Origin of the sequence: Agarivorans sp. B2Z047, assembly GCF_023373605.1 — a bacterium.
Classification (GTDB): Bacteria; Pseudomonadota; Gammaproteobacteria; order Enterobacterales; family Celerinatantimonadaceae; genus Agarivorans; species Agarivorans albus.
The window spans coordinates 3,355,091-3,368,686 of sequence record NZ_CP088080.1; the positions used below are offsets into that span (position 1 = coordinate 3,355,091).

Below are 13,596 nucleotides of genomic sequence, written 5' to 3' on the forward strand. Positions count from 1 at the left end.
TTTAGCTGCCATTACTACTGTGCGGCCAACATGCCTCGGTCAGACATCAGCTTTAAGGTGACTCGGCGGTCAAAGAAGTTGTTTTCTAAGTTAGCTTCGGCTTTTAAAGGAGCGGTGTCGCCAAAGGCTTTCGAATGCAGGCGCGACTCAGCAATACCGTTATTAATTAAGTAGCGGCGAACTTCAGCTAAACGTTGCTCCGATAAGGCTTGGTTATAACTAGAATCACCTTGACGATCGGCATAACCGGTAAGGTCGAGCTTTAAATCAGGCGCTAAACTCATGGCGTATACCACATCGTCAAGCTGTTGTTTAAAGTGAGGCTCAATCACCGACGAACCAGTTTTAAACTGCACATTCAAACCAATTGCTAACTCTTCAAGTTTTTGCTGTTGCGCCATTTTTAGCTGAGAGAGCTGAGCATTCACGCGGGCATGTTGCTGAGTAAGTGACTCTAACTGCTCACTGCGTTTTGCCAGTACTTCAATTTCTTGTTGCTGCTCGCCCAGTTGTTGTTGTTGGGCGGCTAACTCTTCTTCATCGGCGACCGATTTGCCTATCCAAACACCAGTAAAACCGCCAATAAATGCCCCAATTGGGCCACCTACTAAAGCGCCAACTGCCGCGCCAGAGCCAAAACCAATCATTTCGGTTTTGCCATTTCGCTCGCTTGCTTGAATCTGGTTGTTGGCCATTGTTTGAGTAGATAGGCTTAAGGTGCTGATTACGGTTAATGCAATTAGGTGCTTTTTCATGAGTATGTCCTTCTCAGTGTGTTTAATTTAATAGGCTTGCTTGTGCTTGCCCTTTCGATGAATCAATTAAACACCGCTGAAATGGCATTATAAGGCGGTAAAAATGGCAGTTCGCTTATCAATTGTGGCAACAAAATGGCAATTGCCCCGAAGCCCCCAAAGGCGCTTAAAAATAATGTATAGTCTATGCAAGTCAGCAGCTTAGAACTTAAGTATCAATATGAAACGAATTGCCATCGTAGAAGATGAAGCGGCGATCCGCGAAAACTACAAAGACGTATTGCAACAACAAGGCTACAGTGTGCAAGCCTATGCCAACCGGCCTACGGCACTGGCCGCTTTTAACACCCGCTTGCCCGATTTGGCGATTATTGATATTGGTTTAGAAGATGAAATAGACGGTGGCTTTTCCTTATGCCAATCACTGCGTGCTATGTCTAGCACCTTGCCGATTATTTTCTTGACCGCTCGCGATAGCGACTTTGATACGGTATGTGGCTTACGTCTAGGTGCCGACGATTACCTCACCAAAGATATTAGCTTCCCCCACTTAGTTGCCCGCATAGCAGCGTTATTTCGCCGCTCCGAGTTAGTCGGCGCAGCCCCAGAAGAGAACAACTTATTAGAACGAGGGCCCTTAGCCATTGATGGCAATCGCATGCAAGTAACCTGGGATCAGCGAACCATCGAGCTCACTGTGACTGAATTTTGGATGGTGCATGCTTTAGCCAAGCGTCCAGGACATGTGCGTAGCCGGCAAGAGCTAATGACCGAAGCAAAAATCTTTGTAGATGACAGCACTATTACGTCACATGTGAAACGGATCCGTAAAAAGTTTTTAGCCGCAGACCCAAATTTTGAGTGTATCGACACGGTGTACGGCATGGGTTACCGCTGGGATAGCCTTGCCTAATGCTACCTGTATTACCTATTGGCCTGCGCGCCAAAGTCACCATCTTGTCACTGTTTTTGTTGTGCCTGCCTTGGTTGGGCTATCAATATGTCTGGGAGATGGAAAAATACCTACGTTTAGGTCAGGAAAAAACTTTAGAAGGCACCACCCAAGCACTTGCTACTGCACTGCATGAGCGGCCAAAACTGTTTAACAGCCAAGCCAGCTTTTTAAGCCAAGTGCAAAAGGGCCGTGATTTATATGCTTACCCTTTGTCTGGCCCAATTCAGCTCGATGGCAAGCTCAACGATTGGCAAGAGTATCAGCATCGCATGCTGCGCTATGGCGAAGAACATATTATTTATCAAGCAGATCCCAATACCCCTTTAACTAGCGAATTTACTCACATGGTGGGTAAATTTGGCCGTTACCTTTACGCCTATTTTGAAGTGACCGATAGCGATGTGGTTTACCGAGGTAAAAACACCTTACGAGTAGATAATAACGACCATTTAGCGATTGCAACTTTAGCTCCAGACGGTCAGTTCCGCCGCTATATTGTTGCCACAACCGAAGATGGTTGGATCAACGCTTTTGAGCTACCGCTCGACCCCAACCAAACAACTCCCGTAACACCAGAGGTTAAAATTCAGGGGCAATGGCTAAAAACGGATAAAGGCTACAATATTGAGCTACGGATCCCTCTTAGCATGGTGGGCAGCAAGTTAGGCTTTTCTATCTATGATGTAAACCGCACGCCTAAGCGAGAATTGGTTTCAATTGTTGGTACCTCGGCCATTGATACAGTGGATAAGCTTGGTACAGTACTGGTCCCTTCTCCGGAAATAGAAAGCATTATTAAAGGCATGAGCCACAACAGCTCACGCATTTGGGTAGTTGATAAACATGGCCGCGTATTAGCTAAATCTGGCGACATTCGCAGCACCCAAAGCATTTGGGCTCGTAGCTTAAGCCCAATAAACAAAGAAAGCTGGTGGAACAAATTCACCAGCGAATACCTTCACCCTCTTTACTACAAGGTATTAACCAAACCGCCTCAGGATTTTGTTGACTCATTACAAGACTCAACCCAATTAGATGGCAGCCACATTAAGCAAGCATTAAGCGGAAAACCAGGCTCTACTTGGCGTTTAACCCCCGATGGGAGAGCCGTGGTATTGGCCGCTGCCAGCCCAATTTGGATAGACGATCAAGTGATGGGAGTGGTGATAGCGGAAGAAACAACCAACGGCATTCGTACCTTGCGTAATCGCGCTTTAGAGCGCTTGTTTAACATTATTTTGCTAGTGATGGGCGTGGGCACATTATCGCTATTTTTGTTTGCTTCCAGCATTTCTAGCCGCATTCGCAAACTACGAGACCAAGCAGAAAAAGCCATTGATAGCCAAGGAAGGGTTAAAGCCTCGCTGCAAGGCTCTAAAGACCGTGACGAAATTGGTGACCTTTCTCGTAGCTTCGCCAATATTGTTGGCCGTTTAGCGCAATATACCCATTATTTAGAGAATATGTCTTCGCGTCTATCTCACGAACTACGAACACCGGTTGCAGTAGTGCGTTCCTCGCTAGAGCACTTAAGTTTAAAAACGCATGATCAGGATACGCAAAAATACTTAGACCGGGCCCAAGAAGGGGTAAATCGCCTAAACATGATCCTCAACAACATGAGCGAAGCCACCCGTTTAGAGCAAAGTCTATCTCAAGCAGAAACCAGTGAATTTCCACTAAACAAGGTAGTCTCTGGTTGCATGCAAGGCTACCAGTACACTTACCCTGAACAGGCCTTCGACTGCGATATTAGCCCAAATACCATGTTGATAACCGGTGTACCAGAATACATCGCTCAGTTAATGGATAAATTAGTGGCCAATGCGATGGAATTTAGTCTTCCCGATAAGGCCATTAAAGTCAGTTTTCAGCAAGACAACAAAGATGCCGTATTACTAATAAGCAACCATGGGCCCACCCTTCCCGACAACATGGTGGAGCAGATTTTTGAATCAATGGTATCGATTCGCAGCCAACAAGCTCAACAAAAACCACATTTAGGTTTGGGCTTGTATATTGCTAGGTTAATAACAGAATTTCATGGTGGCACCATTAGTGCTCGCAATTTTACCGACAACAGCGGCGTGGAGTTTTGTGTGCGATTGCCTATTGAGTAATTACTTTAAGTTCTACTTAGCGCACATTTAGCAGAAATCTAGCAAGCTTAGTAACTCACTTTCTATACTTAAACGAATTGTTATTCGTAGAGTAGAACTATGCAGCGCTTGTTTACCCTTTTCTGTCTATATTGCTTTAGTTTATCTAGCTATGCCACGCTAGATAAACTGAGCTATTTAACAGAAGATGCCTACCCTATTAACTATCTTGACCAGCAAGGGCAAGCTCAGGGCTTCGCGGTTGAGCTATTAAAACTGATGTGGCAACAGATGGGGCATCCCGAGCAAGCAATTAAAGTGATGCCTTGGGAGCGCGCTTATTATTTATTAGAGCAGAAGCCAAACACAGTATTGTTTGCAACGGTTCTCACCGCCAAACGTAAACAATATTTTAAGTGGGTTTGCCCAATTGATACCGTTAGTGTTGTGCTGCTAGGCAAAGCAGATAGCACACCAAATATTCAGTCACTTGAGCAACTCAATGAGTTAAAGATTGGCGTTCTACGAGCCGATGTTGGCGAGCAACTGCTGCTGAACAATGAAGTTGACGATGCCAGTTTAATGCTCACCGACAGCTACCACCACCTAATAAAACTGCTAGTAGCCAATCGTGTTGACTTTATTGCCGGAACCGAGCAAACCATTCGGCACGCCGCCAAACAAAATAGCTATTCGCTAAGCAACTACGAAGTAAAATGGCTGCTTAACCAAGAACAGCTTTGTTATGCCTTTAATCAAGCCGTAGACGATACGGTGATTGAGCAATTTAAGCTTGCTTTAAAACAAGTAAAAGAAACCCATGCTTATCAAGAACTATTCGCCAACTATCTACAACAAAAGCTAAAGCCCTGAAAGCCTCATAACTACAAATACATCTTGCAGAGCTTTGCCATGATGACACAGTGCAGCTTAAGGAAATTAGCGCAATTTAAATCTAGGTAACTGGCTCACAAACCACTAAATTTCAAGGCAGTAATTACAGTAATCATTGTGATTAGTAGGCCTATTGTTTAGGCCGCTAAGCAAAGCTGTAATTAAGTTCACGCTTTATTAATAAGCACTTACGCAAATAACGATATATCATCAACATTGTGCGATTATTTAAATCGGTGAGCAAGTATCAAACAATGGCTTAGGCTTAATAGACGTTCATGTTGATACTGTATCTAGGGATAGCTAATACAATGCTAAGGCAGGGAGCCAATTTGCAATACTCGAGTATCCTAAAATATCTGCTAAAAAGTATATTGCCTTTATTTGCACTATTTGCAGCCTTAAGTCTTGCCGCTCAGGCTAGCAATAATGTATTAGTTATCCACTCTTACCATGCAGAGCATTTTTGGACAGGATACCTAAAAAAGGGCTTAGACAGCTCGTTCAAAGAAGATCAAGATACTCGATTATTCCACGAATACTTAGATGCTAAACGCTATCCACAAGGTGAGTTCAATCTAAGCTTTTTGAAGTATCTCAAGACCAAATATGCCAGCACTGAACTAGATGTTATTGTTATTTCCGATGACCCTGCTTTCAACTTAATCCGCCATCATCGAAACGAATTTTTTACTAGCACCCCCATCGTTTATTTAGGCATTAATCGAGTAACAGAAGACGTTCTCGATGCTCCAAATATGACCGGAGTATTTGAAAACCGCGATATTGCCAGCACCATCACCAGCATCAAAAGCCAAAGCGGAGTTGATGAGCTGGTGCTAATTGTTGACAAAAGTGCCACAGGCTTAGCGAACTTAGCCAAAGCGCGCACGGTGTTTGGTAAACCTGGTGCACCAAGTAATATTCATGTCATTGAAGAGTTATCTTTAGATGATATCAGCGAAGTATTCAGCCAGTTCTCCAGTAATGTGCCTGTTCTGTTACTAGGGCAACTCATCAACGCAAACCAAAACAATGCGCTACTAAGTTGGAACCAAGGCACCGAGCAGTTGGTTACTTGGACTAATAACCCGATTTACACCATTGCCATAACCACACTCAAGTATGGCGCGGTGGGAGCAGATGAGCTTGATGGCCGACAACATGCGATGCGCGCAGCCGAGCTAGTAAAACGCATTCTAAGCAACGAACCAATAGAAAGCATTGAGCCCATCACCTTAGCGCGTAGCCAGTGGGTATTTAACTGGGAGCAACTAAACGAACACAGTTTTAAACTCAATTCCCTGCCTGAAGACGCTTTAATCATCAACAAAGAAGAAACCTTTTACGAGAAATACAAGTTGATGGTTCGCCTAGTAGTGTCGGCATTTATTGTGAGCATTTTAATCATCATCTTACTCGCCGAGGTTATTCGTCGCGGCAGTATCACCCGTCATATCCTGGCGGAGAATGAGACCCGCTACCGAGATTTAGCCAATGCTGGTGCGAATGTATTCTGGGAAACAGATACCGAGCAACGCCTTAGTTATATATCTGGCGAAACCCAAGCTCTGTATGGACAAGAGCCCAATCAACTTATTGGTAAAACTTTGGCAGAGCTGTGCAAACACGATCCCAACATAAGCTTTCCGTGGCTTGAATATGAAGCAGCCCTCGCCTACCAGCAGCCCATCAACAACTTAACTTTTAAGCTAAAGCTCACCAGTAAAGACATAAAAATATTCCTGCTTAATGGTAAGCCAGTATTTGATAAACACGGCTTATACATTGGTTATCGTGGCATTAGCAAAGAAATTACTGAAGAACACCTGTTGAGTAAAAAGCTCGCTTATCAAGCCGCTTATGATGAATTAACAGGTTTAATCAATCGTTCTAGTTTTAATGAAAAGCTTAAAACTTATGTGCAGCAATCTCAGCAGCAAGCTGTTAGTGGCTTTTTATGCTTTCTAGATTTAGACCGATTTAAGTTGGTTAACGATACTGCAGGTCATCTTATCGGTGATGCAATGTTGGCAGAAGTTGCCACTGTAATTAAACGCTGTACCACTCACCAAGATATTGTTGGCCGCTTAGGCGGTGATGAGTTTGGTCTAATATTGCCAAATAAAAGCCTTAGCGATGCCCAACAATTGTGCGAAACAGTTATTGCACAAGTTGATAGCTACCGCTTTCACTGGAATCAACGGCTATTTAACGTAGGTGTGAGCATTGGCATGGTGCCGATTACTGGCGCATTAAACGACACCGAGTTACTTAGTAAAGCCGACCTATCTTGCTACAAAGCCAAAGAAGCCGGGCGTGGGCGGGTTTATGTTGCCAATCTAAACGATGATGAGCTGTTTAATGAAGAACAACAAATGGGCTACATCGCCAATGTTGCCCAAGCGATAGAGCAAAACCAATTCTACTTAGCCAAGCAAGTTATTGCGCCAATAGGCCAACAAAACAGCCACAAACATTATGAGATTTTAATCCGCTACCGCGATGAACAAGGTAAAACCATTCCTCCTAATTTGTTTATCCCTGCTGCAGAAAAACACAGCGTGATAACCATTATTGACCAGTGGGTTTTAAAAACGGTATTCGAGCGCTATCAGCAGTACTTTCCCGAAGGTGATACCGTGGTATCAATAAACCTATCGGGTCTTAGCTTAAGTAATGACGAATTTGTAAATCGGGTTAAAGAGCTCTTACTAAGCTCGCAAGTTAACCCTAGAAACATCTGCTTTGAGATAACCGAAACCGCAGCAATATCACAGCTCTCAAGGGCACTTGAGTTTATTCGAGAAATGAAAGCAATTGGGGTTCGCTTTGCTTTAGACGATTTTGGCAGTGGTGCTTCGTCATTTGGTTATTTAAAAAACCTACCGGTCGATTACCTAAAAATTGACGGCAGTTTGGTGGTCAACATTGTCAAACAACCTACCGACCGCGCCATTGTTGAGTCGATTAACGCCATTGCACATTTAATGAATATGAAAACCGTAGCTGAGTTTGTAGAAGATGCGGAAATTCACGCAGTGCTAGAAGAAATAGGCGTAGATTTTGTGCAAGGTTATGGCATTGGGAAACCTCAGCCTTGTGAGTAACTGGCAGATTTAGAAGGCGAGCAATGCTCGCCTTTAACTAGGGGCTGTTTATCTTTCAAGATGATTTTTGCAGCAATTTGTGGCTTCTTTATGCAAGGCAGAAGCTTTGATGTGTAGTGGGCCTACATGAGAAGCTGATAACACAGTAGAAATAAACCACAAATGCTGTCCGAAGGGTTCGGCTAAAATCGTTTTATGCTTTGTTAAGGCGAATTTACCTAGAACGCTAGGCTACACACGCCTTGCCGTGCCTAAAACGATTTTTTCGCGAACAAAATTTAACCGCGAAAGATAAACAGCCCCTAGTGTTTAATTAAATAAACCGTCGCCAAAACTTACGCTGAAATCTCGACACCATACACTAATGCCGGCTAGCTGATCTAACTGTTGGGCGTTGGCTAAGCTTAGCCTTAAGGTATCGTTGTTATACATCGGGCCATTAATAATATCGCCGATAGCAAAACCACCTTGGTTGTAATCGCTGCTTGGAGCACCATAAAATAGTACGTCTGGACCACCACCATCGTAATTGAACTCGGTGACTTCAATTGTACAATTATCGATGATCTCTACCCGCCCACTTACGTTGTGAGAAAGTGTGCTTAACATGGCAACTTGGCCAACTTTAGGGTGGTCGCTAGCATTACAACTAAAGCTTTGCGGCCCATTAATGCTCTCAACATAACTAGCAATGTCTACTAGTTCTTGGTCGCTGAGTCGCTGTTCACTCCAAAACGGCATATTGCCACCAGACAGGTTGGTGAAATAGTTGCTATTACTTGGCCCCGAATTACGTACCTTATTAGCCACTTGTTGGGCACTTAAGCCGCTGCCCACAAGCGTTCTTGCTAGCCCAGTCCCTCCGGCATCTTGACCGTGGCAAGTAGCACACGTTTGATTAAATAGAGCATGCCCAGCGCTTATATCCGCTGTACTAAAGTCACTAACGGCAGCAACCTGATTAAAGGCAATCTCTGTTGCATCACTACTATCGCTCAAGCCTGCTAAGTATTCTTCTAATGCCAACCAATCATTGCTGTCGCTAACATAAGGGCTTGCATCCATCCAATCGACTCGACAATTGTTTACCGCATCAATCACTTCACTAAACGTACCATTATAAAAGGCATTTCGGCGGGTTGCGTTTAACAAAGAATGCGCCGGCCGATGAAGTTTCTGCGCATCTAAGCCTTGCGCATTTTCACTGGTAGCATGACAAGTGCTACAAGAAAATTGATTACCGGCAGGATCCGCTTGGCTAAATAGCTGCGCGCCGGTTAAGGGCTGTGAAGGCGTTCCACCATCACTTCCTCCTCCACCCCCACAGGCAGCAAGTAAACACGCTAATAACAGCGTGGTGGACCATTTTAAAGTTGCTTGAAGTAGCATGGGCATTCCTTTGCTTTAATTATGTACTAACGCTAACAAAGCAAATTTCAAGCAACAAGCCGATTGGGCAAATGTTATCAAATTGTGATAATTAGCCACAAAAAAGTCGCCCTTAAGGCGACTTATAAACTGCGATAAAGCAAATCACTACAAGGCAGCGTTAAATCGCGCAAGGCCAGCGTCTAAATCGGCGATTAAATCGCTGGTATCTTCAAGGCCAATATGAACACGAATCAAGGTACCTTCGGCCTTCCATTGAGTAGCAGTGCGTAGCTTCTCTACCCCATTTACTCCCATGATCAAGCTTTCGTAACCGCCCCAAGAATAGCCCATCTTAAAATGCTCCATTCCATCTAATAGCGCGGTTAATGCCGCTTGATTGCCGCCTTTCATGACAAAGGAGAACAAACCACAAGAACCTTGAAAGTCACGTTCAAAAAACTCATTACCAGGGCAGCTTGCCAAAGCGGGATGGCGAACATGGTCAACATCATCACGCTGTGCTAACCAATTAGCCACTTCTAAGGCATTTTTTTGATGCTGTGCCAAACGCACACCCAAAGTACGCATTCCGCGCATTGCTAAATAGATATCGTCTGGCGAAGTGCACTGACCCAGTAAATAAGAGTTTTCGCGCAGTTGATCCCAACAACGTTGATTAGCCACCGCGGTGCCTAACATTACGTCTGAATGCCCCACAATGTACTTAGTGGCCGCTTGAATAGAAATATCGATGTCGAAATCAAAAGGACTAAAGTTAACCGGCGATGCCCAAGTATTATCTAACATCACCACGATATCTTGGTTAGCCGCTCGCGCTGCAGCTACAATCGCTGGAGAGTCTTGCACTTCCATGGTTAAAGAGCCTGGAGACTCCAAGAAAATCACTTTGGTATTGGCTTGAATTAACTCGCTGATAGCACCGCCTATCATTGGATCATAATAGGTGGTTTCTATGCCATAGCGGCTAAGCAATTTGTCGCAAAGGTCGCGAGTTGGTTCGTAGGCAGTATCCACCATGAGCAGATGGTCACCATGCTTCAAGAAAGACAACAGCGCACCACTAATTGCAGCCGTACCACAAGGATACAAAGCACAGCCTGCACCGCCTTCTATTTCCACCATGGCCTCTTGAAAGGCAAAGTGGGTTTGGGTGCCTCTACGTCCATAAAACAAGGTTTTATCATGACGTTTAGCGGTGGCTTGTTTCATCTCTTTAACGCTGTTAAATACAACGGTAGAACCACGAGATACCGGAGGGTTTACTAAGCCTTGAGTCCACTTTTTATCGCGACCAGCACTGACTATTTTGGTTGATTTTTTCATGGTAGTTAAATCCAGCTTGGTTTTTACAATACACTTAACCATGCATTGCGCACTGACTGATTGAAGCGCTATAACAAAAAACCAGCCCGTAGGCTGGTTTTTGGCATTCTACGAATTAGACACGAGGTGCTTTGTTTAGCTCATCTACTACCATGTCGCCAAAGGCGTCGGTATCGATAAGTTTTGCATCTTCACCTTTGGCTAGGTCTGGCGTACCGTAACCATTAGCAAACACCGACTTCATTGCGTGCCATAGGTTCTTCGCTTCTTGCTCCATACCAAAGCTCATTTCTAGCATTAATGCTACAGAGCCAATCATTGAGTATGGGTTAGCAATGTTTTTGCCCGCGATATCTGGAGCACTGCCATGAGAAGGTTCGTAGTAAGACTTCTCTGGACCAACACACGCTGAAGGCATAAGACCTAATGAACCTAAAATACCACCGCCCTGGTCACTTAAAATATCACCAAACATGTTTTCCATAACCATCACGTCAAATTGGCCTGGGTTTAAACATAAGTAAGTAGCCGCCGCATCAACCAAAATGTGCTTAACTTCTACATCTGGGTAGTCTACTGCTACTTCTTCTAGGATCTCATTCCACAACACGCTTGATTTAAGTACGTTACTTTTGTGAATGTTATGCAGCACTTTTTTACGACGCTGAGCAGTTTCAAAACCTACTTTTAGAATATCGCGAATTTGATCTTCGTCGTACTCAAGTACTTCACGAACATAACGCTTACCGTTATCGTCTTTACCTACTTCTTTCTCACCAAAGTACAAACCACCCACTAGCTCGCGGATAATCATAAGGTCAATACCTTCACCGATAACTTCAGGCTTAAGTGGCGAGAAGTGAGCTAATTCTTGAGGTAAGTACACTGGACGAAAGTTAGCATAGGTATTGTAACGACGACGTAAAGGCAGTAGCGCGCCGCGTTCTGGCTGCTCGTCTACTGGAATTTTTTTAGAATCTTCGTGGTTAAGGCCAATGGTGCCTTTTAAGATTGCGTCTGCTTCATCACAAATAGCGATGGTTTCAGCAGGGAAAGATTTACCCGTTTCGAAGTAGGCTACTGCACCAAATAGTGCTTCATTTAACTCAAATGCTACTTCAGGGTTACGCGCTTCAACTGCTTTTAATACTTTGACCGCTTGTTTCATTACTTCTGGGCCGATGCCGTCGCCGGCCAATAAGGCGATCTTATAAGTGTTCATTGTGTTTGCGTCTCCGTTGCATTAGTTTATTTTTTTGCTTGCCGCATCATAGCAAAACCAGCGCACGGGTAAACCACCGATCGCGTTTTCAAGGGCTATTTCGGGGCGGTTTTTACTAAAAGCTTTAATTTTGCAACGGGTTTGCTTAACACTCGAAACAAAGCAGTAAGCTGAAGACGAAATTACCAGTTTGCAGATATAGCTAGGTAGTCACCGAAAGCCTTAGCTTCGGTGACTAACGCTAACATACTAAAGTATGCTTAATTATCTAAGTCGGTTTTATTACGAATATTGTGTTCGCGTAGTTTGTTAGCGATGGCAGTATGAGACAGGCCTAACTTTTTCGCTAATAGTCGCGAGCTAGGGTGCTGAGGATAATGATAACTTAACAGCAGGTGTTCGAACTCACCCATGGCAGAGTGATAGTCTTGCTGCAACAAGCTCTCGATACTGACATTGTCTACCACTTTTTCATGATGATATTTAATGTCACTCACTTGCCACTTTTTCATGCTGCCAATATCTAAAGAGTCTTGCAGCACTTGATAAAGCTGAGGAATATTACCCGGCCAACTTAAAGAACTTAAGTAGCGCTTTACTTCTCGGCTTAGAGGTGGCGGAACTTCTTGGTGTTTAGCGTACTGAAAATCTAACCAAGATTGCGCTAATGGCACAATGTCTTCTTTTCGCTGGCGAAGTGGCGGAACATTAATGCTATTTTTAATTAGCGAGTAATAACAGTCGCCTCCCCATAGCGCGGCCAATTGCTCAGGCGTATAGCGGCTAGAAAACAGCAGGTGTTTAATCCCAAGCTGAGGCGCGCTTAAAGAACTAACCGCATCTTCAACTTCGCTGCTCTTTAGTTTTTCAATATTGCTTAACAACACCGTGTTAGGTTGTTCAGCAGCAATTTCTGCTAGTTGCTCAGACAAACTATATTCTTGGTTATGACAGCTCACCGCGTGAAAGCGCTCATCACTGCCCATCGAAAGCTCGTTTAACAATCGCGCTAAAAATCGCTTACCAACTCCTGCTTCTCCAAATAACAGTGTTGGCATTGGGTGTTCAACTAAACGTTTTAAGCTATTAAGAGCATTGCTGGTCTCATCGCTAGTTGCAACTAAACGCCCTTCACTAATCCCAAGTTCAATTTGCGATAAATCGAAGCTAGCCTCTAGCCAATGGGCAGACTTAAACAGCATGATCGCGCCGGGTAGATGCGAAAACAGTGCTGTTTCTGACAGCGGAATAATATCAGCCATGTAGACTCGGCCGCTCAGCTGAATTTCTACTAGCTCTCGCTTACCCGAGCCACTACCAAACCAACGTTGGACACTAAATCCACGCAAAAATTTGCTTATATCGCTGTTGGTAAGAGGATGAGGTGTATCACCGCAGGATTGCTCAAAAGCCTGATTAAACTGGCGAATTTCTCCAGATTTATCAATCAGCACCACTGGGTAAGGTACGTTGTCTAATAGAATTTGAACTTCTTTGTGTTCAACTTCAGAAGGCAAGGCCGACACAATACGTGCATCAGAAACACCATTGAGGCAACGAAATTCACTAAGCAATTGCTGTGTTAGAGGAAGCTCTAATTCGGTAAGGTGAAGAAACAAGTGCCCGGTGTCGACACTCTGCATGGCTTGTAGCGCTAAACCATGTTTAACTAAAACGCCGAGAACCGCGCTAAAAACTTCGGTGTTTTGTTGACAGTTTAACTCTATGCGCATGTTGTTGCCGCTTGCTCTTTTAGTGATGCAGACAGCAGCTGTAGGGCCTGTAAAAACTCACAGCAACACCACATACCTCCTTCTCCAACTATCCATACTAAACGCAAAAAGCA

Annotated in this window: 9 protein-coding genes; 4 read left to right on the forward strand and 5 right to left on the reverse strand. The window is 44.2% G+C overall.

The features are described 5' to 3' along the window. Positions 1 to 14: 14 nt before the first annotated feature. Positions 15 to 755 (reverse strand): sortase-associated OmpA-like protein PdsO, encoded by a 741-nt coding sequence (gene pdsO / locus LQZ07_RS15260; RefSeq protein WP_152781031.1) that lies wholly within the window; start codon positions 753 to 755, stop codon positions 15 to 17. Between the two features lie 220 nt (positions 756 to 975). Between pdsO and pdsR the strand changes: the two genes are divergently transcribed. The 4 genes from pdsR (at position 976) to LQZ07_RS15280 (ending at position 7,813) form a co-directional block, all read left to right on the forward strand. Continuing rightward, positions 976 to 1,668 (forward strand): proteobacterial dedicated sortase system response regulator, encoded by a 693-nt coding sequence (gene pdsR / locus LQZ07_RS15265; protein WP_016402601.1) that lies wholly within the window; start codon positions 976 to 978, stop codon positions 1,666 to 1,668. Continuing rightward, positions 1,668 to 3,830 carry a proteobacterial dedicated sortase system histidine kinase gene (gene pdsS, locus LQZ07_RS15270; protein WP_152781033.1) on the forward strand — a complete coding sequence of 721 codons (2,163 nt, stop codon included), beginning with the start codon at positions 1,668 to 1,670 and terminating at the stop codon, positions 3,828 to 3,830. The genes pdsR and pdsS overlap by 1 nt, the downstream gene beginning before the upstream one ends. 99 nt (positions 3,831 to 3,929) lie before the next feature. Continuing rightward, positions 3,930 to 4,682, forward strand: a complete 753-nt coding sequence (locus LQZ07_RS15275; RefSeq protein ID WP_152781034.1) for an ABC transporter substrate-binding protein — start codon at positions 3,930 to 3,932, stop codon at positions 4,680 to 4,682. 353 nt (positions 4,683 to 5,035) lie between these two features. Continuing rightward, positions 5,036 to 7,813, forward strand: a complete 2,778-nt coding sequence (locus LQZ07_RS15280) for an EAL domain-containing protein (protein WP_227981207.1) — start codon at positions 5,036 to 5,038, stop codon at positions 7,811 to 7,813. 309 nt (positions 7,814 to 8,122) lie between these two features. Here the strand turns inward: LQZ07_RS15280 and LQZ07_RS15285 are convergent, their stop codons facing one another. The 4 genes from LQZ07_RS15285 to LQZ07_RS15300 all read right to left on the reverse strand — a co-directional run bounded on the left by LQZ07_RS15285 (position 8,123) and on the right by LQZ07_RS15300 (position 13,483). After that, a complete protein-coding gene (locus tag LQZ07_RS15285) occupies positions 8,123 to 9,202 on the reverse strand; it encodes a DM13 domain-containing protein (RefSeq protein WP_194164088.1) in 1,080 nt (359 codons plus the stop codon). Between the two features lie 147 nt (positions 9,203 to 9,349). Then, positions 9,350 to 10,528: a cystathionine beta-lyase gene (locus tag LQZ07_RS15290; protein WP_152781037.1), complete on the reverse strand. Its 1,179-nt coding sequence runs from the start codon at positions 10,526 to 10,528 to the stop codon at positions 9,350 to 9,352. A gap of 115 nt (positions 10,529 to 10,643) precedes the next feature. After that, entirely contained in the window at positions 10,644 to 11,750 is a 1,107-nt protein-coding gene (gene leuB, locus LQZ07_RS15295; protein ID WP_016402607.1) for a 3-isopropylmalate dehydrogenase, read from the reverse strand. A gap of 260 nt (positions 11,751 to 12,010) precedes the next feature. Next, on the reverse strand, positions 12,011 to 13,483 hold the full coding sequence (locus LQZ07_RS15300; RefSeq protein ID WP_152781039.1) for a TyrR/PhhR family helix-turn-helix DNA-binding protein: 1,473 nt from the start codon (positions 13,481 to 13,483) through the stop codon (positions 12,011 to 12,013). Positions 13,484 to 13,596 lie beyond the last annotated feature (113 nt).

Bases quoted from the DNA above. Each gene is read 5' to 3' on its own strand.
- LQZ07_RS15290 (WP_152781037.1), bottom strand. From the start codon at position 10,528: ATGAAAAAATCAACCAAAATAGTCAGTGCTGGTCGCGATAAAAAGTGG.
- pdsR (WP_016402601.1), top strand. From the start codon at position 976: ATGAAACGAATTGCCATCGTAGAAGATGAAGCGGCGATCCGCGAAAAC.
- leuB (WP_016402607.1), bottom strand. From the start codon at position 11,750: ATGAACACTTATAAGATCGCCTTATTGGCCGGCGACGGCATCGGCCCA.
- LQZ07_RS15285 (WP_194164088.1), bottom strand. From the start codon at position 9,202: ATGCTACTTCAAGCAACTTTAAAATGGTCCACCACGCTGTTATTAGCG.
- pdsS (WP_152781033.1), top strand. From the start codon at position 1,668: ATGCTACCTGTATTACCTATTGGCCTGCGCGCCAAAGTCACCATCTTG.
- LQZ07_RS15300 (WP_152781039.1), bottom strand. From the start codon at position 13,483: ATGCGCATAGAGTTAAACTGTCAACAAAACACCGAAGTTTTTAGCGCG.
- pdsO (WP_152781031.1), bottom strand. From the start codon at position 755: ATGAAAAAGCACCTAATTGCATTAACCGTAATCAGCACCTTAAGCCTA.
- LQZ07_RS15275 (WP_152781034.1), top strand. From the start codon at position 3,930: ATGCAGCGCTTGTTTACCCTTTTCTGTCTATATTGCTTTAGTTTATCT.